Source organism: Mycobacterium yunnanensis (assembly GCF_025823185.1).
In the GTDB taxonomy this organism is placed as follows: domain Bacteria; phylum Actinomycetota; class Actinomycetes; order Mycobacteriales; family Mycobacteriaceae; genus Mycobacterium; species Mycobacterium yunnanensis.
In genome coordinates, this window is sequence record NZ_JACKVK010000008.1 from 749,830 (window position 1) to 776,271 (window position 26,442).

The window sequence follows — 26,442 nt, forward strand, 5'->3', positions numbered from 1 at the left end:
ACGCGTCGAAGCGGTTGCGGGAGTGACGCAGGTAACAGCAACGACGTAGGAAGAGGCGGAGCCGACCAATGAAGGCCGTGTTCTACGAAGGCCCCAAGACGTGGTCGGTGACCGAGGTGCCCACACCTGACGCCGGGCCCGGACAGGTGCGCATCAAGGTCGACCAGGTCGGGGTGTGCGGCACCGATCTACACATCCACGAGGGCGAGTTCGGCGCGGTGTTCCCGCTCATCCCCGGTCACGAAGTGGTCGGCGTCGTCTACCAACTCGGTGACGGGGTCACCCGTTTCCGGCTCGGCGAACAGGTCACCGTCAACCCGAACGTCTACTGCGGGCAGTGCCCGTACTGTCTGGCCGGCCGACTCGGGCAGTGCGAGGCGATGTTGGGTTTTGGCAGCAACTTTCCCGGCTTCTTCGCCGAGTACGCGATCGCCGAGCACACGCTGGTCTTCTCGGCCGAGGGCCTGGACAAGGACACCGCGGTGTTCTGCGAGCCGACGTCGTGCGCCATGCACGGCCTGGAATCGCTGCAGATGCGGCCCGGCGGGAGCGCACTGGTGCTGGGCGCGGGCCCGACGGGACTGCTTCTGGCACAACTGATCGCCGCCGGTGGCGCATCGTCGGTCACCGTCGCCGGACCCAGTCGGTTCAAGCTCGACACCGCACGCGGTCTCGGCGTCGACGCGACCGTGCGGATTGCGCGCGACGATCCCGACGCCAACATCGCCACGCTGCTGGCGGCTTCCCCCCACGGGGATGGGTACGACGCCGTCGTCGAAGCCACCGGGTCGCCGGTGGTCGGCGACATCTGCGTGCCGCTGACCCGACGTGGGGGCACGGTGCTGATCTACGGCGTCACCCGCGCAGACGACCTGGTCCGCTTTCACCCCTTCGACGTGTTCCGCCGCGAGATCACCATCAGGGGATCCTTCGCGGAGATGACGTCCTTCGGCGCAGCCATCGACGCGCTGCGTGGCGGACGGGTGCGCACCAACGGCCTCATCACCCATCGCTTCGGCCTCGACGACTACGGTCGCGCGCTGCAGACGCTGCGCGGGGACTCCGCTGCCCACAAGGTGGTGATCGAGCTGTGATTCCGCGTCCACAAGTGTTGCCGCCCAACGTCATCGAGCACTGGTATGCCGGCGGCCCCGCATTGGCGGCCTGGCGGGGGCTGGCCCCGGTGGGGACCCGCTCACCGGAGGAGTGGATCGGAGCAACCGTCGCCCGCTTCGGCGACGCCGACCACGGCCCGGCCGCGCTCGCCGACGGCACCCGCCTGGTCGACGCCGTGCGCGCAGACCCCGAGGGCTGGGTGGGCCGCACCGACGCGGCCCCCGGCGACACCGGCGTGCTCGTCAAACTCCTCGACGCCGGCCAACGCCTGCCCGTACACGTGCACCCCACCCGGGACTACGCCACCCGTCACCTCGGGTGTGCCTACGGCAAGACCGAAGCCTGGTACGTACTCGACGCCGGTCCGGACGCCGCGGTCTGGGTGGGATGGCGTGAGCCCGTGACGCAGGAGCGCGTGCGCGACCTCGTCAGCGCCCAGGACGCCGAAGCCATGCTGTCGCTCATGCACCGCATCCCCGTCGCCCCGGGTGACGGGGTCCTGGTGCCCGGCGGCGTTCCCCATGCCATCGGCGCCGGCATCCTGCTGATCGAGGCCCAGGAGCCGACCGACCAGTCGATTCTGTTGGAACGCACCAACACCGACGCGTCCGACGCAGAGGTGTTCCTCGGACTCGACCGCGACGTCGCGTTGTCCGTCGTCGACCTCGATGCAGTCGGCGATCCCGATCGGCTTCGACGCCACGCGACGGGCGCCCCCGCCGAGGTGGTCGACGCGCTGCCCGTCGAGGCGAACCCCTTCTTTCGGATGGTCCTCGTTACCGCCGGGGCGGACGTGGCAGCCGGTTTCGCCGTCGCGGTGGTGTTGACGGGGGACGGCACGCTGACCGCCGACCGCGCCGAACCGCTGCCACTGACGGCCGGGGAGACCCTCGTCGTCCCGGCCGCCGCCGGGCGGTGGCGCGTCGACGGCGACCTGACCCTGCTCGTCTGCGGGCCAGGCACCACCTGGCCGCCACGACCTCGAAACCCCCTGGGAGGCAACTCGTGACCGCACTGCTGGAGGCGCGGGGCATCTCCCGTAGCTTCGGCCACGTCCGCGCGCTCGACGGCGCCGACTTCGACGTCCAGGCCGGTGAGGTGGTCGGACTCATCGGGGACAACGGTGCCGGCAAGTCGACGCTCATCAAGGCGCTCTCGGGCAGCCTCGAACTCGACGAGGGGGAGATCTACTTCGACGGCTCCCCGGTGCGGCTGACCAGTCCGCGCGAGGCCAACGACCTCGGGATCGAAGTCGTGTACCAGGATCTCGCGCTCGCGCCGCACCTGAACCCCGTCCAGAACGTCTTCCTCGGCCGGGAACTGGACCGCAAGGGACTGCTCGGCCGGTTGGGCTTCATGGACGAGAAGGAGATGCGCCGCCAGGCCGCCGCGTCGTTCGCGGAGCTGGGGGCGACGGTGAGTTCACTCAACACCCCCGTCGGGTCGATGTCCGGCGGGCAGCGCCAGGGCATTGCCATTGCCCGCGCCATCGCATGGGCGGACAAGGTCGTCATCCTCGACGAGCCGACCGCGGCCCTGGGCGTCGTGCAGACCAAGAACGTGCTCGAATCGGTGAAACGCGTGCGCGACAAGGGCATCGCGGTGGTGTTCATCAGCCATTCCATGCCGCACGTGCTGGAGATCTGCGATCGCATCCAGGTGCTGCGCCTTGGCCGTCGCGTGGCCACCTACCGCGGAGGCGACACCACGGTGGAGACGTTGGTGGGCGCCATGACCGGTGCGCTCGACGGAAGGGAAGGGGCGGCATGACGAGTGGATCGCGCGTCGGCGGCGCGAGTCAGTCGACGGTGGCCGTCGCGGCGCCGGAAGGCGGCGACGAGTCGCTCGTCAAGCGTCTGCTGAGCCTGCAGGCGATCTGGATCCTCGGGGTGCTGATCGTCATCTGCATCGCGTTCTCGATCGTCGCCGGAGACCGTTTCCTCTCCGCGGGCAACTTCTCGCTGATGTCGCAGAACGTGGCGGTCTGGGCGGTGCTCGGCGTTGGCATGACGTTCGTCATCATCACCTCGGGCATCGACCTGTCCGTCGGATCGGTGCTGGTGTTCTCGTCGGTCGTGGCGGCGAAGGTGATGGCGGCGATGGGCGGCAACGGCCCCGGTGTCGCCGCAGCCGGTCTGGTTGCCGCCGTGCTCAGCGGCACGGCCTGGGGCGCGGTCAACGGCGTCCTGGTCGCCAAGGCGAGGGTGCCGGCGCTGATCGTGACGCTTGGAACGCTCTCGGTGGCGCTGGGTTTGGCGCAGGTGCTCACCGGGGGAATCGACATCCGTTCGGTGCCAACCGAACTCACCGACTTCAGCGCCTACATCAAGGTGCTCGGCATCCCCGGCTTGCCATTCGTGGCCCTGATCGTGGTGATCCTGGGTGCGATCCTTCTGCATAAGACGAGGTTCGGTCGCTACACCTACGCCATCGGCTCCAACCAGGAGGCGGCCCGCCGGACCGGCATCAAGGTGACCCGCCACCTGATCGCCGTCTACGCGCTGGCGGGCACCCTGGCCGGGTTCGGTGCGCTGCTGTCGCTGGCCCAGTACGGCACGACGACGATCGCGGGCCAGTCGCTGACGAACCTCAACGTGATCGCCGCGGTCGTCATCGGCGGCACGTCGATCTTCGGTGGTGAGGGCACGGTCTTCGGCACTCTGGTCGGCCTGTTCATCCCGGCGGTGCTGCAGTCGGGTTTCGTCATCATCGGTGTCCAGCCGTACTGGCAAGGCGTCGCGGTCGGTTCGGTGTTGATCGCCGCCGTCTACGTCGACCAGTCCCGGCGGGCGGCCGCCATGCGCAGTGCACGTTCTCGAAACCTCCTCAACCGCAGGGGGTCTCCGCGAGGTCCACAACGAAGGGAAAGTTCATGAAGCGAAACCGTCTCGTGTTCGTCGCCAGCGTCATGACGCTCGCGTTGCCGATGGCCGCGTGCACGTCGTCCAAGCCCCAATCCGAACCGAGCGGTACCTCGACCGGCGGATCTGCCGCCTCGTCGTCGGCCTCCCCGCAGGCGGCGGTCACCACCGTGACCGCGCCGCCCAAGGCCAGCAAGGAGTACGACATCGCGCTGTTGCAAGGCGTGGTCGGCGACCAGTTCTACATCACCATGCAGTGCGGTGCGCAGGACGAGGCAGCCAAGCTGGGCGTGAAGGTGAACACCCAGGGCCCGCAGAAGTTCGACCCGACACTGCAGAAGCCAATCCTCGATTCGATCGTGGCCAGCAAGCCCGACGCACTTCTGGTGGCCCCCACCGACGTTCAGGCCATGCAGCAGCCGCTGCAGCAGGCCGCCGCGGCGGGCATCAAGGTGATCCTCGTCGACACCACGACCGCCGACCCGTCCTTTGCCACGTCGGCGATCTCGAGCGACAACGAGGGTGGCGGCGCGGCGGCGTTCGACGCCATCAAGCAGCTGCACCCCGACGGCGGCAAGGTCATGGTGATGGGCTTGGAGCCCGGCGTCTCGACCACCGACGCGCGCGCCAAGGGTTTCGAGGACGCCGTCAAGGCCGACCCGAAGTTCAACTACGTCGGCGTGCAGTACAGCCACAACGATCCCGCGACCGCGGCGCAGCTGATCGGTGCGCAGCTTCAGCGTGACCCCGATCTGGTCGGCGTGTTCGCGGTGAACCTGTTCAGCGCCGAGGGCTCGGCCACCGGCATCAAGCAGGCGGGCAAGAGCGGGCAGGTGCAGGTGGTCGGGTTCGACGCCGGCCCCAACCAGATTCAAGCGCTGCGGGAAGGCACCGTGCAGGCCCTCGTCGCCCAAGATCCCGGTGCCATCGGCAGATTCGGCGTCGACGAAGCGGTGACCGCGCTGGACGGCGGCAAGAGCACGCCCAACGTGCAGACCGGGTTCACCATCATCACCAAGGACAATCTCGACGGACCGGGTGGCGCCGCGGCGTACAAGTCGAACTGCTGAGCCCGAACTGAGGCTAGTGGCTGACGACGTCGAGCAGGTGGGCGACGGCGTCGGCGACGGCCGTGCGTGCCGACCGCAGGGCCTTGCGGGGGTCGACGGCGTCGTCGGCAGCCAGAGCGGACCGCACCGCACCGGTGTAGGCGACGTTCAACGCCGTCCCGACGTTGACCTTGACGATGCCGGCCCGCACCGCGGCGCGCAGCGCGTCGTCGGGCACCCCCGAGGAGCCGTGCAGCACCAACGGCACGGTGAGCGCATCACGCAGCGCCCCAATGAGTTCGAGGTCGAGCTCGGCGGTCTGCGTGGTCATGGCGTGTGAGCTGCCGACCGCGACGGCGAGGGCGTCCACCCCGGTGGCGGCGACGAACTCGGCCGCCTGCGCGGGGTCGGTGCGCACCCCGGGAGCGTGGGCGCTCGTCACCTGGGTGTCCTTGCCGCCGACGTAGCCGAGTTCGGCCTCGACGGCCAGGCCCTGAGCGTGCAGCCCGGTGGTGGCCTCGGCGGTGACGGCGACGTTGCGGTCGTACGGCAGGGCGCCGCCGTCGACCATCACCGAGGAGTAGCCGCAGGTGCCCGCCTGATCCCACAGATGCGGTGCCTCGACGTGGTCGAGGTGCAGGCCGACGGGGACGGCGGCGTCGGCCGCCAAGGCCGCGAGCGCGGCACTGACCGGGCGTAGCGAACCGTGGAACGCCACGGTGTTCTCGCTGACCTGCACGATGACCGGCGCGCCGGCACGCTGCGCGCCGGCCACGATGCCCTCCCCGTGTTCGAGGGTGACGACGTTGAACGCCGCCACGCCACCGCCGTTGGCGACGGCCGTGCGCAGCAGTTCGGCCGTGGTGACCAGCGGCATTGGGGTCTCCCGTCCGGGCTTGACTGATGTCCAATCAAACGCAACCATATCCATGCAGATCCAAATGGGCAATGGTGGGAGAGCGATGACGGCATACGCCGGACTGGACGTCGGCACCACGTCGAGCAAGGCCGTCGTCTACGATCGCGACGGCCGAGTCCTGGGGAGCGGGCGGGCGCCCACGACGTGGGAGACCACCGCCGACGGCACCGAGATGAGCGCGGAGGCGTTGTGGCGCAGCGCTTCCGGCGCGCTCAGTGCCGCGGCCGAGGACGCCGGTGTCGCGGTTGCGGCCGTCGGGGTGACGTGCATGGGGGAGTCCGGCGTGCTGGTCGACGCACGCGAGCAGCCGCTGGCCCCCGTCATCGCCTGGCATGACGACCGCGACGGCGAGGAGGTGGCCGACCTCGACGCGACCATCGGCGCCGAGCAGTTCGGCGGCGTCGCGGGAAAGCCACTGCGCGGCCAGTTCTCGTTGACCAAGCACCGCTGGCTGTTGCGCAACGCCCCAGCCACCCGCGACGCCACGACGCGGTTCGACGTCGGTGGGTGGGTGGTGCGCCGACTCGGCGGCGACGCGGTGATCGAACTCTCCCTCGCCGGCCGCACCGGCTGGCTCGACGTCGCGGCGGGGGACTGGTGGGACGCGGCGCTGCAGTGGTCGGGGGCGCGCCGCGAACTGATGCCGCCCCTGGTGTCCGCCGGGGTGCCGGTCGGCGTCGTGCGCTCCGACGTGGTGAGCCCGCTGCTGAGCGGCGCGGTCTTGACCCTGGCGGGTCACGACCACCAGGCCTCTGCCCTCGGCGCCCGCGCGACGAGCCAAGGCTACGAACTGGATTCGTCGGGCACCGCGGAGGCGTTGGTGCGCACCATCACCCCGATACCGTCACCGGCCGACGTCGCCCGCCTCGCCCTGACGGGCATCACCACCGACCCGAGCGTCGAGCCCGGCCACTGGAGTCTGCTCGGCGGCACCGAGGGTGGACTGGCGCAACTGCGTACGCTGCAACGCCTCGGTGCCGACGTCGCCGAGCTCGACGCCGCCGCCGCCGCCGAGGACGGCACCGGACCGGGCGCCGAGTGGCGCTCGGTAGTCGCCACGGCCGCCGACGAGGCGTTGGCGCTGCACCGCGCCATGGACGACGTCGTCGGCCCCGCCGTGCGCGTCGTGGTGACCGGAGGGTGGCGGCACAGTTCAGAGGTGATGCGCGCCAAGCGTTCTCGGTTCGGTCCGCTCGAGGTGTCGAGCGTCGAGGAGGCGGGTGCCCTTGGCGCGGCCACCCTGGCCGCGCGAGCGTGCGGCGAACTCGACGTCGACGAGCACCTGGGCCGGTCATGACCAGGACGTGGTTCGCCGACGAACGGCACGCGGAAATCCTGCGGCTCCTCGAGGCCGATGGCCGGGCCGAGAGTGCCGCCCTGGCAGACAGATTCGCGGTCAGCGCCGAGAGCGTGCGCAAGGACCTCGCCCTCCTGGAAGGTCGTGGCCTGCTGCGACGGGTCCACGGTGGTGCGGTGCCCTGCGAGCCCAGCCGCGCCGAGCCGCACGTCGCCGACCGGGGGGTTCGGCTGGCGGAGAAGTCCTCGATCGCCCGGCGGGCACTGCGATTCGTGCCCGACGGTGGCTCGCTGCTGCTTGACGCCGGGACCACCACGCTGCGCCTGGCCGAGACGTTGCCGACCGACCGCGGACTCGTCGTCTACACCAACTCCTGGCCCGTCGGCGCGGCACTGCACGCCCGCGGCGTCGAGGTGGTGGCACTGGGCGGGCGAATCCGGCCGGCGACGATGGCCGCCGTCGGGGGACTGACGGGCCAGGCGCTGGCCACGGTCAACGCCGACGTCGCCTTCCTCGGCACCAACGCACTGTCCTTCGACCGCGGACTCACCACCCCCGACCCCGACGAGGCCGACGTCAAGCACCAGATGCTGGCCGCGGCCCGGCAGCGGGTGTTCCTCGTCGACTCGAGCAAGTTCGGTCACGTCAGTCACGCCCGGCACGCCACTCTCGACGACGTCGACGTGTTGATCACCGATGCCGGGGCCGCCGCCGCGGACCGCACCCGGCTGCGCGCCGCGGGCGTCACCGTCGAGGTGGCCGATCGATGATCGTGACCGTCACGCCCAACCCCAGCCTCGACCGCACCCTGCACCTCCCGCGGCTCGTACCCGGAGGGGTCAACCGCGCCACCACCACCATGACCGAACCGAGCGGCAAGGGCGTCAACGTCGCCCTCGCGCTGCACGGCGTCGACGTGCCGGTGCGGGCGGTGCTTCCCGTTGGCGGTGGGACGGGGCGCGAGATCGTCTCGGCCCTCAGGCAGGTGGGTCTCGACGTGGTCGGCGTGCCGATCGCCGGTGAGGTGCGCAGCAACGTCTCCCTGGTCGAGGCCGACGGCAGAAGCACGAAGGTCAACGAGCCCGGCCCCACGGTGACCGAGGACGAGGTCGCCGCCCTGTGTGCCGCGGCGGCGGTCGCCGACCGGGTGCTCTGGGCGGGCAGCCTGCCCGCCGGCTTCACTCCGAGCCGGCTCGCACGCGCGGTGGCCGAGGCACGCGCGGCCGGCCGCTGGGTGGGGGTGGACGCGTCCGGTGCGGTGCTGTCGGCGGTACTGGCCGACCCCGCCGGCGCGCCGCACCTGGTCAAGCCGAACGCCGACGAACTCGCCGAGGTGCTCGGCATCGAGCTGCGCACCCTGGGCGACGTGGAGGCCGCGGCGCGCAGACTGCTCGACCGGGGCGTGCGGACCGTCCTGGTGAGTCTCGGCGGGGCCGGCGCCGTGCTGGTCGACGCGGACCTGCCCGACGCGCTCCACGGCACCGCACCGGCCCGGCGCGTCGTCAACACCGTCGGTGCGGGAGACGCGTTCCTGGCGGGCTACCTGGCCGTGCCCGGCGGCGGTCCCGACGCGTTGGCCAACGCCCTGCGGTTCGGGGCCACCGCGGTCGAGCAGGACGGCACGCTGCTGGGTGTGCCTGACGCGCGTCGACCGGTTCACCTGGCGCCCATCAGGGCCGACGCACCGCTGGCCTGACGTGTCGGGCGGCGGACCTAGACTGGCGCCGTGCTGATCGGATCGCATGTCCACGACGACGACCCACTGGCTGCCGCCGCGGCGGAGGGTGCCGAGGTCGTCCAGTTCTTCCTCGGCAACCCGCAGAGCTGGAAGAAGCCGAAGCCGCGGGATGACGCCGAGGCGCTGCGCGCGTCCAGTGTGCCGCTCTACGTGCACGCCCCGTATCTGATCAACGTGGCGTCGGCGAACAACCGCGTGCGCATCCCGTCGCGCAAGATCCTGCAGGACACGTGCGATGCGGCCGCCGACGTCGGCGCAACGGCCGTCATCGTCCACGGTGGGCACGCCGACGACGACGACGTGGAAGCCGGTTTCGAGCGGTGGGTCAAGGCGCTGGACTCGCTGACGACCGACGTGCCGGTGTACCTGGAGAACACCGCCGGTGGCGACCATGCGATGGCCCGCCACTTCGACACCATCGCCCGGTTGTGGGATCACATCGGCGACAAGGGCATTGGCTTCTGCCTCGACACCTGCCACGCGTGGGCAGCCGGCGAGGCACTGGTCGACGCCGTGGAGCGGATCAAGTCGATCACTGGTCGCATCGACCTGGTGCACTGCAACGATTCTCGCGACGCCGCAGGGTCGGGTGCCGACCGGCACGCCAACTTCGGCACCGGTCAGATCGACCCGCAGCTGTTGGTCGCCGTGGTGAAGGCCGCCGACGCCCCCGTCATCTGCGAGACCTCCGACGAGGGGCGCAAGGACGACATCGCGTTCCTGCGGGAGAACGTCTGACCCACGGGCTTCACATGGCGCTGGCGTTCTTGGCCGCCTCGATGGCGTCGTTCTCGGCGATCACGGTCTTCACCGTCGACACCACCGGCTTCGGGGTCCAGTCCGCGTTGAACAGGCCGAACGACGCCTCCGCCGGATCGGTGCTCGCGTTGTCGAGCAGTGTGTGAATGAAGGACGGCCCGGCAAACGACAGGGTGCGCCAGCTTCGCAGGAAGTCACCCAAATACGAGGCCTGGTTGTCGTTGCCGGCGGCCGAGGAGGGCTCGCCGTACTCGGTCGCCCAAATCTTCTTGTTGCCATCACCGTTGGCGACCATCAAGGCGTAGATCCGGTTGGCCTGACTGATCGGCGACTCATACATGTACCCGCCCTGGGAAAACGGGGTCGTGTACTGGTAGGGGTGGAATGACAGTGCGTCGAAGTAGCCAGCGGCACCCGCCTTGTACATCTCGTCGACGAATCGCACCGGGTTCACCGTGAGGCCGAACCAGTCGATCGTCGAACCCACCGATGCCGCGACCACGACGGCGTCGGGGTCAGCTGCCTTGATGGCGGGATAGGCCGCCTTCAGCAACGCGGCGTACTGCGCTGCATTGGGCCCGGGTTGCCAGAACGTGATGGCATTCGGCTCGTTCCACACCTCCCAAGCCGTGACCTTTCCCTTGTAGCGAGCGGCGGCGGCACCGGCAAATGCGGCGAACTGGGCGTTGTCCGCAGGCATCCCGGCCAGCGGCAGCGTGTTCGCCACGGAAGCCCAGACAGGCGGCGAGTTGAGGATGCCGAGCACCTTGATGTTGCGCGCCGCGGCGCCGTTGATCACGCGGTCGACCGCGCTCCAGTCGTTCGACCCGGGCAGGGGCTGAACGGCTGCCCACGGCACCAGCACCCGGATGTCGGTGATGCCGACCGACTGCAACGTGTCGAGAGCCTTGTCGAGGTCTGCCTGCGAGTAGAACAGGAGGTCCGGCACGTGGATTGCCACGCTCGTCGGACGCTGGTCGACGGCGTTGGCGCTCGGCGGCACGATCGTCACCGAGACCGTCGCGGTCGTGGAGGCGCCCGCCGCGTCCTTGACGTCGACGGTGAACGTGTCGGTGTCCACGCCGGGGGTCACGAGCGCGGCGTAGCGGGCGTCGACGGTGGGCGTGTAGGTGTAGGCCCCCGTCGTCGCGTCGACCTTCACCACGCCCTTGGTGGGCCCAGTCTTCAATCCGAAGGTGAGCGCGTCGCCGTCCGGATCGGTGGCGACGACGGTGCCCGTCACGGTGCCGATCGCCGACGACGAACTGGTCACGGTCGCCGTGCCCGCCACCGGTGGGCGGTTGCCGGTCAGGTACGGCGTGATGGGGGCCGTCAAGGTGAACGTGGACGTCCCGCCGTACCCGTCGGTCACGGTGATGGCGATGGCCTCGCTCTTCACCGCGGCGGAGGCGTTCGGCGCAGATGCCGCGTCGCGCGCCGCGGTGGTCGGGGTGTAGGTGAAGCTGCCGTTGGCCCCGATGGTCAGGGTGCCCCTTTGCGGCGTGGCCGACGTGAAGGTCAACTTGTCACCGTCGAGGTCGACCGCGGTCAGCACGCCGGTGACCGCTCCGGTCGTGGTGTTGGTCTGCGTCACCGATCCCGAGCCGCCGGTGGGCGCGGAGTTGACGGGGCTGATGCTCACGGTGACCGCCGTGGCGACGACCCCGCCGTGCCCGTCGTCGACGGAGACGGTGAAGGTGTCCTGTTTGTCCGCTGCCGTGGCCGTCGGGCTCTGTGCGGCGTGCCGGGCGGCGGCGGTGGGCGTATAAGTGAAAGCACCTGTCGCCGTGAGGGTTACGGTGCCCTTGGTGGGCGCGGTGCCTTGCGTGTACGTCACGACGTCCTTGTCGAGGTCGGTCGCCGCGACGCTGCCCGTGACGACCCCCGTGGTGCCGTTCGGCAGGCCGACGGTCTTGGTGACCGTCGGCGCCACGTTCGTCGGGCTGACGTCGACCCCGATGGTGGTGACGACCACGCCGCGCCTGCCGTCGGACACGGTGACCGAGAACGAGTCGGTGGTGAGGCTCGGCGTCGCGCCCGTCGTCGCGGCCGCATGGCGGGCAGCGGCGGTGGGCGTGTAGGTGAAGGTGCCGTTCGCGTTGACCACGACGGTGCCCTTCGTCGGCGCCCCGGTCACGGTGTAGCTCAACGGGTCTCCGTTGGGGTCGGTGACGCCCAACGTCCCGGTGATGACACCGGTCGTGGCATTGGGTGCGCTCTTGGTCGGAACGCCCGCCACCGGATTCGCGTTCACCGCGGTCAACGAGACGACGTGCACGACGCCTGCCGGACGATCGGTGACGTACATCTCCGTCGCGTCGGGGTTGAAGGCGACTCCGGGACGCTGCGAGACGTCGTTCGTCGCACGGGTGGCCATGGCGCTCAGGATTGCGCCGGTGGTGGCCGAGAAGGCGCCGACGCGTCCGGCGGCGTCGGTCACGAAGAACGCGGTGCCGTCCCGGGTGACCGCCACTGCGGCCGTGGGCAAGCCGCCGGTCGGGACGATGCCCACCAGCGCCTTGGTCCTGGTGTCGAAGACGGACACCGTGCCGTCCTCGGCGCCCACGTACACCCGAACGTTGTCGGGGCTCACCGTCAACACGGTGGCCTTGCTGGTCGTCTTCCCCAGGACGGTGGTGGTCGTCGCGGTGGGAGCGAAGGTGAGCACCGAGGTGCCACCGGTCGGTGCGTCGGCGGTGACGTAGACGCGGGTGTTGTCGGGGCTGACGGCCAGACCCGTCGGACGGTAACCGGTCGGCATCGCCGTCGTGGTGGCGACGGCGTTGGTCGAAGTGCTGATGCGCAGCACCTTCGCCGGGTCGTAACTGGTGACGTACACGGAATCGCCGGCGGGGCTCATCGTGACGGCGGTGGGCTTGGCGACGGCGATGGTGGCCTTGACCGCTCCGGTCGCGGCGTCGAGGACCGTCAGCGTGTTCTTGGTCGAGCTGGCGACGTAGAGCCTGGTGCCATCCTGCTTGACGGCCACGGCATCGGGGGCCGACCCGGCGGCGTAGGTGGCGATCACCTTGGACGTTGCGGTGTCGATCACCGTGACGGTGCCGGCGTCTCGATTGGTCACGTAGGCGCGCGTACCGGTCGCGGCGACCGCCCCGGCGCCGGTCACCGGAACGTCGGTTCGCACCACGAGCGGGATGTCCGCAATCGGAATGTTGACTTGAACCGGCACCTTGTTCACGCCGTCGGAGACGGTGACGGTCATCGCGACGGTGTCGACCTGTGGCGTGGCGCCCGCGGTGATGCGTTGTGCGGTCGTCGGGGTGTAGGTGAAGGTGGCCTTGGTGGCGTCGAAGACCAGCGTTCCGTCGGCGGGTTTGGTCGTCAGCGTGACGGTCGGCTTGACGCCCTCGGGGTCGGTCGCGACGACGGTGCCCGTCACGAGCCCGGTCAGTGGGTTGGGCGTCGAGAACGTCACCTGGGCCGTCGGGGGTTGGTTCACCACTGCCGCGGCCACGGTCTGCGTGGCGGCCAACCGCATGGCAGCGGGCGCGGTTTGGGTCGGAGCGGCGGTGGTGTCGATCTCACGTCGTGTCGCCGCGAGGACCATCCACGCCAGTGGCGATTCGGCCCATCCCGTTTGCAGGGTGGTCAGCCAGGCGTTGAGCGCGGGTGCGACGACCTTGCTCAGGACGGTGGCGACCACGCTTTGCGCCGGGCTCGCGACCACGGCGGCGGCCGGCGCAACCGGCGTCGTGGCGAGAGATTCGACGGCTCGGGCCGACGCCGATGCCGACACCGATGCCGGCGTCTCCGTCGTGGAGGGGTTCGACACCTGCGACCGAACCGACGTCGTCGTGGCAGCCGAGGACGTCGACGTCTGGAGCTTTTGCGTGGTGGTCGGCTGCGGACTCTGAACGCCCTTCGAACTGGTCGCGCGCGCGGCAGCGCTGGATGCGGTGTTCGACGCCGACGCGGACCCATGCGTCGACGTCAGGGCACCGCCGGAATGGGACACCGTCACGCCGGGCGCGACCTCGACCGACGTCGCGGAACTCGCCTCGTTTCCGGTACCGCTTTCCGGCGCCGTCGGAGCGGACGTTGGTCCCGCGTTGGTGGGCGACGAGCCGGGCGTGTCGGTTTGGGGCGCCGACGTGGGATCCGCCGTGTCGCCGGTGTCTGTGGTTTGACTTGCGGACGTCGTCGAGTCGCCGCTCGTGTCGGCGCTGGCGGTGGCCACACCCCCCGGGGTGGCCACCGCCGTACCGATTCCCAGTGCGACGGCCAAGGCCCCTACCCGTCCCACGAAACTGCTGTACTTCACGGCCCCCCCTTGCCTTGGCGCACCGCTGCGTTGCAGTGATCTCGCTGTGATCGTTACGTTATCACGCGAGAGTGTTGCTGCTAACGTTTTAGGAAATTTGCTAAAGACTCCCAAATATGGGAAAAAAGCAGCTCAGTGGTTTATGTACGGGGTAGCCTGAAATGACTGATCTTGTTTGCTCCTCAGATGGTCTTGATTTCTTCGCAAATTAGCGGTGTTCGTGACCGGGTGTCTGGCCAGGCCGAGTCCCACAGACGCCTCTGGCGTCAACTTCGTGAACGTCGGATGTCGGCAGGGTTGACGACTCCCTCCACGGGAACTCATTCCCCTCCCGACGGCGAAAGGTTCCCGTGTCCGTACTCGACGCGTCGTCACCCGAGGTGCAGGCCAAGGATGCGGCCGACGCTCGGGACCGCCGGCTCCGTCGTGCACGGTGGGTGGGGGTGGCCGTCTGGGTGGTGGTGGTGGCCTACCTGACGGTCACCCGGGGTATCGCATTCAACCGAGAACTGCTCTTCCTGTACATCTGCACCGGCCTCGCCGCCGCGAGCATCGGGCAGGGTCGGCGCGTCCTCTACCTCGTCCGCGACTGGCTGCCGTTCGCGTTGGTTCTGGTGGCCTACGACTTCAGCAGGGGTGCGGCCACGCTGATCGGCCGTCCGACGCTGTGGCACTGGCAGGCCGACGCCGACCGCTGGCTGTTCTCCGGGGTGATGCCGACGGTGTGGCTGCAGGAGCGCTTGAAGATGCCAGATCCGCCCGGGTGGGAGGTCGTCCTCAGCATCGTCTACATGTCGTTCTTCGTGCTGCCGTACGCCGTGGCCGCGGTGCTGTGGCTTCGCGACCGCGAGGAGTGGAAGGCCTTCGTGCGGTTGTTCGTCGGAGTGTCGTTCGCGGGGCTGGCGATCTACGCGTTGCTACCCGCCGCTCCACCGTGGGCGGCGGCCAGATGCACCCCCGCCGACGTCGCCGCCGGGCCGTCGTCCCCGCCGTGCATGTTCGCCTCCGGCCGCGGCGTTTCCGACGGCGGTCTGCTCGGCACGATGACGCCCGGCCACGACGGGGCCAACCCCTGGGTGGAGCGCATCGTGGGCCGAGGATGGGACGGCATGCACCTGCACACGGCGAGCGCGCTGATCGATCAGGGGCAAGCCAGCGTCAACCTGGTGGCAGCCATTCCGTCACTGCACGCCGCGATGACGGCCGCGGTGTCGGCGTTCCTCTGGTCCAGGGTCACCCGCCGGTGGCGGCCGGTGCTGGTCGCCTACCCGGTGGTCATGGCGTTCGCGCTGGTGTACAGCGCCGAGCACTACGTCGTCGACGTCCTGCTGGGGTGGGCACTCGCGGCGGTCGCGGTGGCGGTGCTGCACCGCTACGAAACGCGGCGGCGAGCGCGCGCGTCATCCGGCGGCGAGATAGACCTTCCGTAGCGTCTCGGTCACGGTCCACACGGTCTCGGTCCCCGCGGCGAGGCGGACGACGTCACCCGGGCCGAGCTCCAACGGGTCTCTGCCACTGACGAATTCGACGGTGGCGGCGCCGGCGATCACGACGAACACCTCGTCGGTCTCCACGTCGTTCATCACACCGGGCGACATCTCCCACACGCCGACCTCGAGGCTGCAGAACTCGTCGACGGCCGTCGCGGCCGTCGTGGGCTCGCCGCGGACGGCCTGCCCGGCGGGCACGGCTTCGTGGTCGAGTTCCAGCGTCGCGGCGTGAACGACGGAGTTGGGTTCCATGGCATCAGTATGCGGTCACGGCTGTCATTACGAACCTTGTGCGGTTGTCGAAAAAATGTAACAGTGACTGGCATGTCAGATACGCACGTCGTCACCAACCAGGTTCCGCCGTTGGAGGACTACAACCCTGCGACGTCGCCCGTGCTCGCCGAGGCCCTGATCCGCGAGGGCGGCCAATGGGGCGCCGACGAGGTGTTCGAACTCGGCGCGCTCGCCGGCAGCGGTCAGGCTCAACGGTGGGGCGAGCTGGCCGACCGCCACCAGCCGACCCTGCAGACCCACGACCGATACGGGCACCGCGTCGACGAGGTCGACTACGACCCCGCGTACCACCAGTTGATGACCGTCGCGATCGGACACGGCCTGCACGCGGCGCCGTGGGCCGACGACCGGCCGGGTGCCCACGTGGTACGTGCTGCCAAGACGTCGGTGTGGACGCCGGAGGCGGGGCACGTCTGCCCGATCTCGATGACCTACGCCGTGGTCCCGGCGCTGCGGCACAACCCGGAGCTGGCCGTACTCTACGAGCCGCTGCTCACCAGCCGCACCTACGACCCCGAGCTGAAGATCCCCACCACCAAGGCCGGCATCACCGCGGGCATGTCGATGACGGAGAAGCAGGGCGGCTCCGACGTGCGCGCCGGCACCACCGAGGCGACCCCGAACGGCGACGGTAGCTACTCGCTGCGCGGTCACAAGTGGTTCACCTCCGCCCCGATGAGCGACGTGTTCCTGGTGCTCGCCCAGGCCCCCAACGGATTGTCGTGCTTCTTCCTTCCGCGGATACTCCCCGACGGCAGCCGCAACCGAATGTTCTTGCAGCGCCTCAAGGACAAGCTGGGCAATCACGCCAACGCATCCAGCGAGGTGGAGTACGACGGCGCCACCGCCTGGCTGGTCGGCGAGGAAGGCCGCGGGGTGCCGACCATCATCGAGATGGTCAACCTGACCCGGCTGGACTGCACGCTGGGCAGCGCCACCAGCATGCGCACCGGTCTCACCCGGGCGATTCACCACGCCCAGCATCGAAAGGCGTTCGGCGAGTATCTGATCGACCAGCCGCTGATGCGCAACGTGCTCGCCGACCTGGCCGTGGAGGCCGAGGCGGCGACCGTGCTCGCGATGCGGATGGCCGGTGCCACCGACGCGGCCACCCGCGGCGACGAGCGCGAGACGCTGTTGCGCCGGATCGGCCTGGCCGCCGGAAAGTACTGGGTGTGCAAGCGCGCCACCCCGCACGCAGCGGAGGCCATGGAGTGCCTCGGCGGCAACGGCTACGTCGAGGAATCGGGCATGCCGCGGCTGTACCGCGAGGCGCCGCTTATGGGCATCTGGGAGGGCTCTGGCAACGTCAGCGCGTTGGACACGTTGCGCGCCATGGCAACTCGGCCCGAATGCGTCGACGTGATGTTCGACGAGCTGAGTCGCACGGCGGGCCACGACCCGCGGCTGGACGCGCACGTCACCTCGCTGCGCGCCGAGCTGGAGGATCTTGCCACCATTCAATACCGGGCCCGCAAGATCGCCGAGGACATCTCGCTGGCCCTGCAGGGCTCGTTGCTCGTGCGCCACGGGCACCCCGCCGTCGCGGAGGCCTTCCTGGCCAGCCGGCTCGGCGGCCAATGGGGCGGCGCGTTCGGCACGCTGCCGACCGGACTGGACCTGGCGCCGATCATCGAGCGGGCGCTGGTGAAGGGGTGACCGGCGCATGACGCACGCCATCAGGCCGGTCGACTTCGACGACCTCAAGACGATGACCTACGAGGTCACCGACCGGGTCGCCCGCATCACCTTCAACCGGCCCGAGAAGGGCAACGCCATCGTCGCCGACACCCCGTTGGAGCTCTCCGCGCTGGTCGAGCGCGCCGACCTCGATCCCAACGTGCACGTCATGCTGATCTCCGGCCGCGGCGCGGGGTTCTGCGCCGGGTTCGACCTGTCGGCGTACGCGGACCGTACGTCCTCGGCGGGCGGCACCGGCGGATACAAGGGCACGGTGCTCGACGGCAAGACCCAGGCGGTCAACCATCTGCCCGATCAACCGTGGGACCCCATGGTCGACTACCAGATGATGAGCCGGTTCGTCCGTGGCTTCGCCAGCTTGATGCACGCCGACAAGCCGACGGTGGTGAAGATCCACGGCTACTGCGTGGCCGGTGGCACCGACATCGCGTTGCACGCCGACCAGGTCATCGCCGCCTCGGACGCCAAGATCGGCTATCCGCCGATGCGGGTCTGGGGAGTGCCCGCCGCCGGCCTGTGGGCCCACCGCCTCGGCGATCAGCGCGCCAAACGCCTTCTGTTCACCGGCGATTGCATCAGCGGCGCTCAGGCCGCCGAATGGGGACTGGCCGTCGAGGCACCCGACCCCGAGGATCTCGACGAACGTACCGAGCGCCTGGTGGCGCGCATCGCCGCCATGCCGGTCAACCAGCTCATCATGGCCAAGCTGGCGTTGAACACGGCGCTGTTCAACCAGGGCGTGGCCACCAGCAGCATGGTCAGCACCGTGTTCGACGGCGTCGCGCGTCACACGCCGGAGGGGCACGCCTTCGTCGCCGAGGCCACCGCGCGGGGCTTCCGCGACGCGGTCAGATCTCGAGACGAGCCGTTCGGCGACGCCGGTCGCGCGACGTCGGGGGTGTGACCGGGTGGCTCGTACGCTGGCCCGGCTGACCGCCAGGTCCGTCGTGCTGAGCGTACTGCTCGGCGCCCACCCGGCCTGGGCGTCGGCGGCCGAATTGATCACCCTGACATCTGATTTCGGCATCCGGGAACCGACGCTGCGGGTGGCGCTGACGCGCATGGTCGGCGCTGGTGACCTGGTGCGTTCCGCGGACGGCTACCGCCTGTCGGACCGGTTGCTCGCCAGGCAACGGCGCCAGGACGACGCGCTGAACCCTCGGCAGCATCGGTGGGACGGCACGTGGCGCACGCTGGTGATCACCAGCGTCGGCACCGACGCCCGGAGCCGGGCGACACTGCGGACGACGTTGCAGGACGAGCGGTTCGGCGAATTGCGTGAGGGGGTGTGGATGAGACCGGCCAACCTCGACCTGCAGCTGACCGACGACGTGCGCGACCGGGTGCGGGTGCTCGACGCGCGCGACGACGATCCCGCCGGTCTGGTCGCCGCGCTGTGGGATCTACCCGGGTGGGCGGCTGCCGGCGGTCGCCTGCTCGCCGAACTGTCCGACGCCGAGGACGTCCCGACGCGGTTCGTGGCCGCCGCGGCCACCGTCCGTCATCTGCTGTCGGATCCGGTGCTCCCGGCCGAGCTGCTGCCGGCGGACTGGCCGGGCGCGCAGTTGCGGCAGGCCTACCACGACTTCGCCGCCGAACTGGTGGCCCGTCGCGACGACACCCAACTGATGGAGGCCACATGACTCATCCCGGCGGCGTACGCGTCGAGCGCAACGGACCGGTCACCACGGTGGTGATGAACCGTCCGGAGGCGCGCAACGCGGTCAACGGACCGGCGGCGGCGGCCCTGCACGCCGCCTTCGAGGAGTTCGACCACGACGACGACGCGGCCGTCGCCGTGCTCTGGGGTGACAACGGAACCTTCTGCGCCGGAGCCGATCTCAAGGCCTTCGGCACGCCGGAGGCAAACCCGGTCCATCGCACCGGGCCGGGACCCATGGGGCCGTCGCGGATGACCCTGTCCAAGCCCGTCATCGCCGCCGTGAGCGGGTTCGCCGTAGCCGGCGGGCTCGAACTCGCGCTGTGGTGCGATCTGCGGGTGGTCGAGGAGGACGCCGTGTTCGGCGTGTACTGCCGCCGCTGGGGCGTGCCACTCATCGACGGTGGCACCGTCCGCTTGCCGCGGCTCATCGGGCACAGTCGCGCGATGGACCTCATCCTCACCGGGCGCAGCGTCGACGCCGCGGAGGCGTTCGCGATCGGGCTGGCCAACCGCGTCGTGCCTCCCGGGCAGTCCCGTCAGGCCGCCGAGGCGCTCGCCGCCGACCTGGCCGCGCTGCCGCAGCAGTGTCTGCGCGCAGACCGTCTCTCGGCGTTGGGGCAGTGGGGGATGTCCGAGGCCGAGGCGATGGACGTCGAATTCGGCAGCATGTCGCGCGTCGCGGCCGAATCACTATCGGGGGCACGGCGTTTCGCTGACGGCGCCGGTCGTCACGGCGCCAAGGAGTGATTCAGCCCCGTCGAATCGAGTTGCCGGCTCCGGTGTCCTCGACCCTGGGCTGACCGGCGGAGTAGCTCACCGTGTTGTTAAGGCCCACCACGTTGAGGGCGTCGGTGATCTCGGCGAAGGTCAACTTGTTGTCGGCGCCGCCGACGTTGACGTTGGTGCACCTGCCCTTGACCTGGAGGGTGTTGTTCGAGCCGCCAACGGTCAGCGACTTACCGTCGGCGCAGTCGATCTCGGTGGTCGTGCCGACCGAGCCGTAGTTGATGGTGTTGGCGATCTCGACCTGCACCCCGGAGGAGCCTGCGGTCACGGTCGGAGCTCCGGAGTCCGAGCAACCCGCCAGTACCGTCGCCCCCATCGCTGCCACGAGGAGTCTCCAGGAACGAACGTGCATGCCTAGGCGGGTACCCGATCGATGCGGTTGGTCATGCCCAGTTCGCGACCGCGGTCCCAGACCAAGGGCTCGCCCTGGTGATAGAGCACCGTCTGGTCGAATCCGTACACGGTGATGTCGTTGACGACGTTGTCCGCCACCACGACGTTGGCCGAGCCCTGAACCGAGACGCCCCAGCAGGTGCCGACCGCGGTGATCTGGTTGCCGGTGCCCACGACGATGAGCGCGGAGTCGTTGCAGTCCAAGGTCTGCACGACGCCCTGGCCGGTGATGTGGGTGTCGCCGTTCTTGGCGCTGGCGGCCGGGGCGGCGGCCAGTGACGTTGCGACGACCGCGACCACGCTCAGGCCCAGCGACGTGCTCGACGCCTTCCAACTCACGGTGGTCCCCCTTGCGACGCGGCCAGGATCTTCTCATCGACGACTCTACGTCGCGCAGTACTCCCCATGGCGGTAGTTCCGCCGTTGTCGTCGGGTAGCCGCCAAGCGATTGCTGGAACGCGGCACGGGCCGCAGCCGGTCGCCCTCGGCAACGTGCCCGATCTGCGCTCGAGCACCAGCGCTCTGGCCCAGCTCAGCCGGGACGCAGTGAACTGACTAGCCCACCGTCCCGCGGGTTACAGTCATTGACCGTCCTCACTCGAAGGACACGTGACGCTCACCCGCCGATGAGAAGGACTTGACCCCATGGCAGCTCGGTCGGACGCGACATCCGGCATGGGCAGGGTGCGGCCGCCTGCGAGGTCGACCAAGCTCAGCCGCGACGCAATCGTGAACGCGGCGTTGACGTTCCTGGACCGCGAGGGCTGGGACGCGCTGACCATCAACGCCCTTGCGACGCAGCTCGGCACCAAGGGCCCGTCGCTCTACAACCACGTCGACAGCCTCGAGGACCTGCGCCGGACGGTCCGGATGCGGGTCATCGAAGACATCATCGGCATGCTCGAGACCGTGGGCGTCGGACGCACCAGGGACGACGCGGTGGTCGCGATGGCCGGTGCCTACCGCAGCTACGCCCACCACCATCCCGGCAGGTATTCGGCCTTCACCCGGATGCCGCTCGGTGGCGACGACCCGGAGTACACCGCGGCGACCCGCGCCGCCGCCGAACCCGTGATCGCGGTGCTGGGTTCGTTCGGCCTTGAGGGTGAGGACGGCTTCTTCGCGGCGCTTGAGTTCTGGTCTGCGTTGCACGGTTTCGTGCTCCTGGAGATGACGGGCGTGATGGACGCGATCGACACCGACGCCGTGTTCACGGACATGGTGTTGAGGCTGGCGGCCGGCATGGAGGCGCGATGAGGGCGATGAGCGCTTGCGCGAAGAGCAGAGAATCGAGCTGAGGGCTTGCCGCGGGCTCTAGAATCGGTGGGAATCGCCCAGGTCGGGGGTAGAGTCGTCGCGCTTTGACCCGAGCCCCCGCGGCCGGGTATCGTGGTCGATCGTGCCTGGCCGTTAGGGCGCTTGCGGCTGTGATGCCAGCAAGCAAGCCTGCACGCCGGGCCAATTCGCATGTCCACGACGCATCGACGAGATTCGGTGCGCGAGCGCGTGCGACACACCCGGCCGCGGGGTAGTACGGCAGGGCGTAACCGCAGTACACAGACTTGAGAACGACCGTAAGACAGCAGAGCAGTTTCACGAAGCAACACAGGAAGCCGGTACATGCCAACCATCAACCAGCTGGTCCGCAAGGGTCGCCGGGACAAGATTGCCAAGGTCAAGACCGCGGCCCTCAAGGGCAGCCCGCAGCGCCGTGGCGTGTGCACCCGCGTGTACACGACCACCCCGAAGAAGCCGAACTCGGCACTTCGGAAGGTCGCGCGCGTCAAGCTGACCACCGGTATCGAGGTCACGGCCTACATCCCGGGTGAAGGCCACAACCTTCAGGAGCACTCGATGGTGCTGGTTCGTGGAGGCCGTGTGAAGGACCTCCCCGGTGTTCGCTACAAGATCATTCGCGGTTCGCTCGACACCCAGGGCGTCAAGAGCCGCAAGCAGGCACGAAGCCGCTACGGCGCCAAGAAGGAGAAGAGCTAATGCCGCGTAAGGGGCCCGCACCCAAGCGCCCGCTGGTCAACGATCCGGTCTACGGTTCGCAGCTGGTCACGCAGCTCGTCAACAAGGTTCTGCTCGACGGGAAGAAATCCCTCGCCGAACGCATTGTGTATGGAGCGCTGGAACAGGCTCGGGACAAGACCGGCACCGATCCGGTCGTGACCCTCAAGCGCGCTCTCGACAACGTCAAGCCGGCCCTCGAGGTCCGCAGCCGTCGTGTCGGTGGCGCCACCTACCAGGTGCCCGTCGAGGTCCGCCCCGAGCGGTCCACCACGCTGGCGCTGCGTTGGCTGGTCGGATTCTCCAAGCAACGCCGCGAGAAGACCATGGTCGAACGCCTGGCCAACGAGTTGCTCGACGCGAGCAACGGCCTGGGTGCCGCCGTCAAGCGACGCGAGGACACCCACAAGATGGCCGAGGCGAACCGGGCCTTCGCGCACTACCGCTGGTGATCGTCGCCGGCGGCTGATCGATTCGGCCCGCCGGCCGTTCATCGACAACCAACAAGCAAGAAAGAGTGGGAAGACGCCGTGGCACAGGACGTGCTCACCGACCTCACCAAGGTCCGCAACATCGGCATCATGGCGCACATCGATGCCGGTAAGACGACGACGACCGAACGCATCCTCTACTACACCGGTATCAGCTACAAGATCGGTGAGGTGCACGACGGTGCCGCCACGATGGACTGGATGGAGCAGGAGCAGGAGCGGGGTATCACCATCACCTCGGCCGCTACCACCTGCTTCTGGGACGGCAACCAGATCAACATCATCGACACCCCCGGTCACGTCGACTTCACCGTCGAGGTGGAGCGCTCGCTTCGGGTGCTCGACGGCGCCGTAGCCGTCTTCGACGGCAAGGAAGGCGTGGAGCCGCAGTCCGAGCAGGTCTGGCGCCAGGCCGACAAGTACGACGTGCCGCGCATCTGCTTCGTGAACAAGATGGACAAGATCGGTGCGGACTTCTACTTCACCGTGCGCACCATCGAGGAGCGCCTCGGCGCCCGTGCGTTGCCCATTCAGCTTCCCATCGGTTCCGAAGGTGGCTTCGAGGGCATCGTCGACCTGGTCGAGATGAAGGCCAAGGTCTGGCGCGGCGAGACCAAGCTCGGCGAGACCTACGAGACCATCGACATCCCTGCCGAACTGCAGGATCAGGCCGACGAGTACCGCACCAAGCTGCTCGAGACGGTCGCCGAGACCGACGAAGCGCTGCTCGAGAAGTACTTCGGTGGCGAAGAGCTCACGATCGAGGAGATCAAGGGCGCGATCCGCAAGATGGTCGTCAGCTCGGAGATCTACCCGGTGCTGTGCGGCAGCGCGTTCAAGAACAAGGGCGTTCAGCCCATGCTCGACGCCGTCATCGACTACCTGCCGTCGCCGCTGGACGTCGAGTCCGTGACCGGCCACGTGCCCGGCAAGGAAGACGAACTGGTCACCCGCAAGCCGTCGACCTCGGAGCCGTTCTCGGCCCTGGCGTTCAAGGTTGCGACGCACCCGTTCTTCGGCAAGCTCACCTACGTCCGGGTGTATTCGGGCAAGGTCGACTCCGGTGCCCAGGTCATCAACGCGACCAAGGGCAAGAAGGAACGTCTGGGCAAGCTCTTCCAGATGCACTCCAACAAGGAGAACCCGGTCGAGACGGCCGCTGCCGGCCACATCTACGCAGTGATCGGCCTGAAGGACACCACCACCGGTGACACCCTGAGCGACCCGCAGCAGCAGGTCGTCCTCGAGTCGATGACGTTCCCCGATCCCGTGATCGAGGTCGCGATCGAGCCCAAGACGAAGAGTGACCAGGAGAAGCTGTCCCTGGCCATTCAGAAGCTGGCCGAGGAAGACCCGACGTTCAAGGTCCACCAGGACAACGAGACCGGCCAGACCGTCATCGGCGGCATGGGCGAGCTCCACCTCGACATCCTCGTCGACCGCATGCGTCGCGAGTTCAAGGTCGAGGCGAACGTCGGCAAGCCGCAGGTCGCCTACAAGGAGACCATCAAGCGGTCCGTCGACAAGGTCGAGTTCACCCACAAGAAGCAGACGGGTGGCTCCGGCCAGTTCGCCAAGGTCCTGGTCAGCATCGAGCCGTTCAGCGGCGAAGACGGCGCGACCTACGAGTTCGAGAACAAGGTCAGCGGCGGTCGCATCCCTCGCGAGTACATCCCGTCGGTCGACGCCGGTGCACAGGACGCCATGCAGTACGGCGTGCTCGCCGGGTACCCGCTGGTGAACCTGAAGCTGATCCTGCTCGACGGCGCGTACCACGACGTCGACTCGTCGGAAATGGCGTTCAAGATCGCCGGTTCCCAGGTGCTGAAGAAGGCTGCCGCGCAGGCGCAGCCGGTCATCCTGGAGCCGGTCATGGCCGTCGAGGTCACCACGCCCGAGGACTACATGGGTGAAGTGATCGGCGACCTCAACTCTCGCCGTGGTCAGATTCAAGCCATGGAGGAGCGCAGTGGGGCCCGCGTCGTGCGGGCGACCGTACCACTGTCGGAGATGTTCGGTTACGTCGGAGACCTTCGGTCGAAGACCCAGGGCCGGGCGAACTACTCCATGGTGTTCGATTCGTACGCCGAAGTTCCGGCGAACGTCTCGAAGGAGATCATCGCGAAGGCGACCGGTCAGTAACCGGTATCCTCACGCAAGACCACACAACTGAAAACCGAAAACCTTTAAACAAGCATCATCGAAGTCCAGGAGGACACAGAAGTGGCGAAGGCGAAGTTCGAGCGGACGAAGCCGCACGTCAACATCGGGACCATCGGTCACGTTGACCACGGCAAGACCACGTTGACGGCAGCAATCACCAAGGTGCTGCACGACAAGTACCCGGCGTTGAACGAGTCGCGCGCATTCGACCAGATCGACAATGCGCCCGAAGAGCGTGAGCGTGGCATCACGATCAACATCTCGCACGTCGAGTACCAGACCGACAAGCGTCACTACGCACACGTCGACGCCCCCGGTCACGCCGACTACATCAAGAACATGATCACCGGTGCCGCGCAGATGGACGGCGCGATCCTGGTGGTGGCCGCCACCGACGGCCCCATGCCCCAGACGAAGGAGCACGTGCTGCTCGCCCGTCAGGTCGGCGTGCCTTACATCCTCGTCGCGCTGAACAAGTCCGACATGGTCGAGGACGAGGAACTGCTCGAGCTCGTCGAGATGGAGGTCCGCGAACTGCTGGCCGCCCAGGACTTCGACGAAGAGGCACCGGTCATCCAGGTGTCGGCGCTCAAGGCGCTCGAGGGCGACGAGAAGTGGGTCAAGTCCGTCGAGGACCTGATGGACGCCGTCGACGAGTCGATCCCGGACCCCGTCCGTGAGACCGACAAGCCCTTCCTCATGCCCGTCGAGGACGTCTTCACGATCACCGGTCGTGGCACCGTCGTCACCGGTCGTGTCGAGCGTGGCGTGATCAACGTCAACGAAGAGGTCGAGATCGTCGGCATCCGCCCGACGGTCACCAAGACCACCGTCACCGGTGTGGAGATGTTCCGCAAGCTGCTCGACCAGGGCATGGCGGGCGACAACGTCGGCCTCCTGGTTCGTGGCGTCAAGCGTGAGGACGTCGAGCGTGGCCAGGTCGTGGTCAAGCCCGGCACCACCACCCCGCACACGGAGTTCGAGGGCAGCGTCTACATCCTGTCCAAGGAAGAAGGCGGCCGTCACAAGCCGTTCCTGTCGAACTACCGCCCGCAGTTCTACTTCCGCACCACGGACGTGACCGGCGTCGTGACCCTCCCCGAGGGCACCGACATCGTCATGCCGGGCGACAACGTCGACATCAGCGTCAAGCTGATCCAGCCGGTCGCCATGGACGAGGGCCTGCGGTTCGCGATCCGCGAGGGCGGCAAGACCGTCGGCGCCGGCCGCGTCACCAAGATCATCAAGTGATGATCTGACTTAGCTACTCCGCAAAGCGGCGCTCACCCGAAAGGGTGGGCGCCGCTTTCGTGTTCGCTCGCCCTTGATTTCATTTCCCGTCGCTTCGCTCGCCCTTGTTTGAATTCCCCGTCGCTTCGCTCGCCCTGGAAGTCGTGGCAGGTGCTGTGATTTCCTCGTGGTCTGGC

25 protein-coding genes are annotated in these 26,442 nt (G+C 68.6%); 20 read left to right on the forward strand and 5 right to left on the reverse strand.

All coding sequences use genetic code 11. The features are described 5' to 3' along the window. The first annotated feature begins 68 nt into the window (after window positions 1–68). Genes H7K45_RS13560 through H7K45_RS13580 form a run of 5 tightly spaced genes read left to right on the forward strand, consistent with a single transcriptional unit; the run spans window position 69 to window position 5,047 of the window. Window positions 69–1,094, forward strand: coding sequence for a zinc-dependent alcohol dehydrogenase family protein (locus tag H7K45_RS13560; RefSeq protein ID WP_263996322.1), 1,026 nt, complete (start codon window positions 69–71; stop codon window positions 1,092–1,094). Continuing rightward, a complete protein-coding gene (locus tag H7K45_RS13565) occupies window positions 1,091–2,125 on the forward strand; it encodes a class I mannose-6-phosphate isomerase (protein WP_263996323.1) in 1,035 nt (344 codons plus the stop codon). The genes H7K45_RS13560 and H7K45_RS13565 overlap by 4 nt, the downstream gene beginning before the upstream one ends. Then, window positions 2,122–2,886 (forward strand): ATP-binding cassette domain-containing protein, encoded by a 765-nt coding sequence (locus tag H7K45_RS13570; protein ID WP_263996324.1) that lies wholly within the window; start codon window positions 2,122–2,124, stop codon window positions 2,884–2,886. Before H7K45_RS13565 ends, H7K45_RS13570 begins: the two co-directional genes overlap by 4 nt. Then, a complete protein-coding gene (locus H7K45_RS13575; protein ID WP_263996325.1) occupies window positions 2,883–3,992 on the forward strand; it encodes an ABC transporter permease in 1,110 nt (369 codons plus the stop codon). The genes H7K45_RS13570 and H7K45_RS13575 overlap by 4 nt, the downstream gene beginning before the upstream one ends. Further along, window positions 3,989–5,047 (forward strand): ABC transporter substrate-binding protein, encoded by a 1,059-nt coding sequence (locus H7K45_RS13580; protein WP_263996326.1) that lies wholly within the window; start codon window positions 3,989–3,991, stop codon window positions 5,045–5,047. Before H7K45_RS13575 ends, H7K45_RS13580 begins: the two co-directional genes overlap by 4 nt. A 13-nt stretch (window positions 5,048–5,060) precedes the next feature. Here H7K45_RS13580 and H7K45_RS13585 read toward each other — a convergent pair whose 3' ends face one another. Next, complete coding sequence (locus tag H7K45_RS13585) at window positions 5,061–5,903, reverse strand: class II fructose-bisphosphate aldolase (RefSeq protein ID WP_263996327.1); 843 nt, start codon at window positions 5,901–5,903, stop codon at window positions 5,061–5,063. A gap of 85 nt (window positions 5,904–5,988) precedes the next feature. Between H7K45_RS13585 and H7K45_RS13590 the strand changes: the two genes are divergently transcribed. From H7K45_RS13590 to H7K45_RS13605, 4 genes are read left to right on the forward strand one after another with little or no spacing between them, the layout of a single operon-like run. Further along, entirely contained in the window at window positions 5,989–7,242 is a 1,254-nt protein-coding gene (locus H7K45_RS13590) for an FGGY family carbohydrate kinase (protein ID WP_263996328.1), read from the forward strand. Beyond that, window positions 7,239–8,012, forward strand: a complete 774-nt coding sequence (locus tag H7K45_RS13595) for a DeoR/GlpR family DNA-binding transcription regulator (protein ID WP_263996330.1) — start codon at window positions 7,239–7,241, stop codon at window positions 8,010–8,012. Before H7K45_RS13590 ends, H7K45_RS13595 begins: the two co-directional genes overlap by 4 nt. Then, window positions 8,009–8,938, forward strand: coding sequence for a 1-phosphofructokinase family hexose kinase (locus H7K45_RS13600; protein ID WP_263996332.1), 930 nt, complete (start codon window positions 8,009–8,011; stop codon window positions 8,936–8,938). Before H7K45_RS13595 ends, H7K45_RS13600 begins: the two co-directional genes overlap by 4 nt. 30 nt (window positions 8,939–8,968) lie before the next feature. Then, window positions 8,969–9,718, forward strand: a complete 750-nt coding sequence (locus tag H7K45_RS13605; RefSeq protein WP_263996333.1) for a deoxyribonuclease IV — start codon at window positions 8,969–8,971, stop codon at window positions 9,716–9,718. A 10-nt stretch (window positions 9,719–9,728) separates the two neighbouring features. Here the strand turns inward: H7K45_RS13605 and H7K45_RS13610 are convergent, their stop codons facing one another. After that, a complete protein-coding gene (locus H7K45_RS13610) occupies window positions 9,729–13,403 on the reverse strand; it encodes a cadherin-like domain-containing protein (RefSeq protein WP_263996334.1) in 3,675 nt (1,224 codons plus the stop codon). Between H7K45_RS13610 and H7K45_RS13615 the strand changes: the two genes are divergently transcribed. Continuing rightward, on the forward strand, window positions 13,393–13,614 hold the full coding sequence (locus H7K45_RS13615; protein WP_263996335.1) for a hypothetical protein: 222 nt from the start codon (window positions 13,393–13,395) through the stop codon (window positions 13,612–13,614). The two genes, H7K45_RS13610 and H7K45_RS13615, sit on opposite strands and share 11 nt — an antisense overlap. Before the next feature lie 757 nt (window positions 13,615–14,371). Then, on the forward strand, window positions 14,372–15,451 hold the full coding sequence (locus H7K45_RS13620) for a phosphatase PAP2 family protein (protein ID WP_263996336.1): 1,080 nt from the start codon (window positions 14,372–14,374) through the stop codon (window positions 15,449–15,451). Here H7K45_RS13620 and H7K45_RS13625 read toward each other — a convergent pair. Beyond that, window positions 15,422–15,763 (reverse strand): cupin domain-containing protein, encoded by a 342-nt coding sequence (locus H7K45_RS13625; RefSeq protein WP_263996337.1) that lies wholly within the window; start codon window positions 15,761–15,763, stop codon window positions 15,422–15,424. The two genes, H7K45_RS13620 and H7K45_RS13625, sit on opposite strands and share 30 nt — an antisense overlap. 72 nt (window positions 15,764–15,835) lie before the next feature. On the opposite strand from H7K45_RS13625, the gene H7K45_RS13630 reads away from it, so the two are divergent. Genes H7K45_RS13630 through H7K45_RS13645 form a run of 4 tightly spaced genes read left to right on the forward strand, consistent with a single transcriptional unit; the run spans window position 15,836 to window position 19,916 of the window. Continuing rightward, the gene (locus H7K45_RS13630; RefSeq protein ID WP_263996338.1) at window positions 15,836–17,464 is read left to right on the forward strand and encodes an acyl-CoA dehydrogenase family protein; all 1,629 of its coding nucleotides are present in this window, start codon (window positions 15,836–15,838) and stop codon (window positions 17,462–17,464) included. 7 nt (window positions 17,465–17,471) lie between these two features. Then, window positions 17,472–18,410, forward strand: a complete 939-nt coding sequence (locus H7K45_RS13635) for a crotonase/enoyl-CoA hydratase family protein (protein ID WP_263996339.1) — start codon at window positions 17,472–17,474, stop codon at window positions 18,408–18,410. Between the two features lie 4 nt (window positions 18,411–18,414). After that, the gene (locus H7K45_RS13640; RefSeq protein ID WP_263996340.1) at window positions 18,415–19,149 is read left to right on the forward strand and encodes a PaaX family transcriptional regulator C-terminal domain-containing protein; all 735 of its coding nucleotides are present in this window, start codon (window positions 18,415–18,417) and stop codon (window positions 19,147–19,149) included. Further along, window positions 19,146–19,916 carry a crotonase/enoyl-CoA hydratase family protein gene (locus H7K45_RS13645; RefSeq protein WP_263996341.1) on the forward strand — a complete coding sequence of 257 codons (771 nt, stop codon included), beginning with the start codon at window positions 19,146–19,148 and terminating at the stop codon, window positions 19,914–19,916. The genes H7K45_RS13640 and H7K45_RS13645 overlap by 4 nt, the downstream gene beginning before the upstream one ends. A 1-nt stretch (window position 19,917) precedes the next feature. Here the strand turns inward: H7K45_RS13645 and H7K45_RS13650 are convergent, their stop codons facing one another. Together H7K45_RS13650 and H7K45_RS13655 are read right to left on the reverse strand one after the other, a co-directional pair. Continuing rightward, the gene (locus H7K45_RS13650) at window positions 19,918–20,271 is read right to left on the reverse strand and encodes a DUF3060 domain-containing protein (RefSeq protein WP_263996994.1); all 354 of its coding nucleotides are present in this window, start codon (window positions 20,269–20,271) and stop codon (window positions 19,918–19,920) included. Window positions 20,272–20,309: 38 nt separating this feature from the next. Then, window positions 20,310–20,660 (reverse strand): DUF3060 domain-containing protein, encoded by a 351-nt coding sequence (locus tag H7K45_RS13655; RefSeq protein WP_263996995.1) that lies wholly within the window; start codon window positions 20,658–20,660, stop codon window positions 20,310–20,312. A 363-nt stretch (window positions 20,661–21,023) separates the two neighbouring features. Between H7K45_RS13655 and H7K45_RS13660 the strand changes: the two genes are divergently transcribed. The 5 genes from H7K45_RS13660 (at window position 21,024) to tuf (ending at window position 26,266) form a co-directional block, all read left to right on the forward strand. After that, window positions 21,024–21,605 (forward strand): TetR/AcrR family transcriptional regulator, encoded by a 582-nt coding sequence (locus tag H7K45_RS13660; protein ID WP_263996996.1) that lies wholly within the window; start codon window positions 21,024–21,026, stop codon window positions 21,603–21,605. Window positions 21,606–21,968: 363 nt separating this feature from the next. Continuing rightward, window positions 21,969–22,343, forward strand: a complete 375-nt coding sequence (gene rpsL / locus H7K45_RS13665; RefSeq protein ID WP_263996342.1) for a 30S ribosomal protein S12 — start codon at window positions 21,969–21,971, stop codon at window positions 22,341–22,343. After that, a complete protein-coding gene (gene rpsG / locus H7K45_RS13670) occupies window positions 22,343–22,813 on the forward strand; it encodes a 30S ribosomal protein S7 (protein WP_149480312.1) in 471 nt (156 codons plus the stop codon). The genes rpsL and rpsG overlap by 1 nt, the downstream gene beginning before the upstream one ends. A gap of 78 nt (window positions 22,814–22,891) precedes the next feature. Beyond that, window positions 22,892–24,994 (forward strand): elongation factor G, encoded by a 2,103-nt coding sequence (gene fusA, locus H7K45_RS13675; protein ID WP_263996343.1) that lies wholly within the window; start codon window positions 22,892–22,894, stop codon window positions 24,992–24,994. 81 nt (window positions 24,995–25,075) lie between these two features. Continuing rightward, the gene (gene tuf / locus H7K45_RS13680) at window positions 25,076–26,266 is read left to right on the forward strand and encodes an elongation factor Tu (protein ID WP_263996344.1); all 1,191 of its coding nucleotides are present in this window, start codon (window positions 25,076–25,078) and stop codon (window positions 26,264–26,266) included. The last annotated feature ends 176 nt before the right edge of the window (window positions 26,267–26,442 follow it).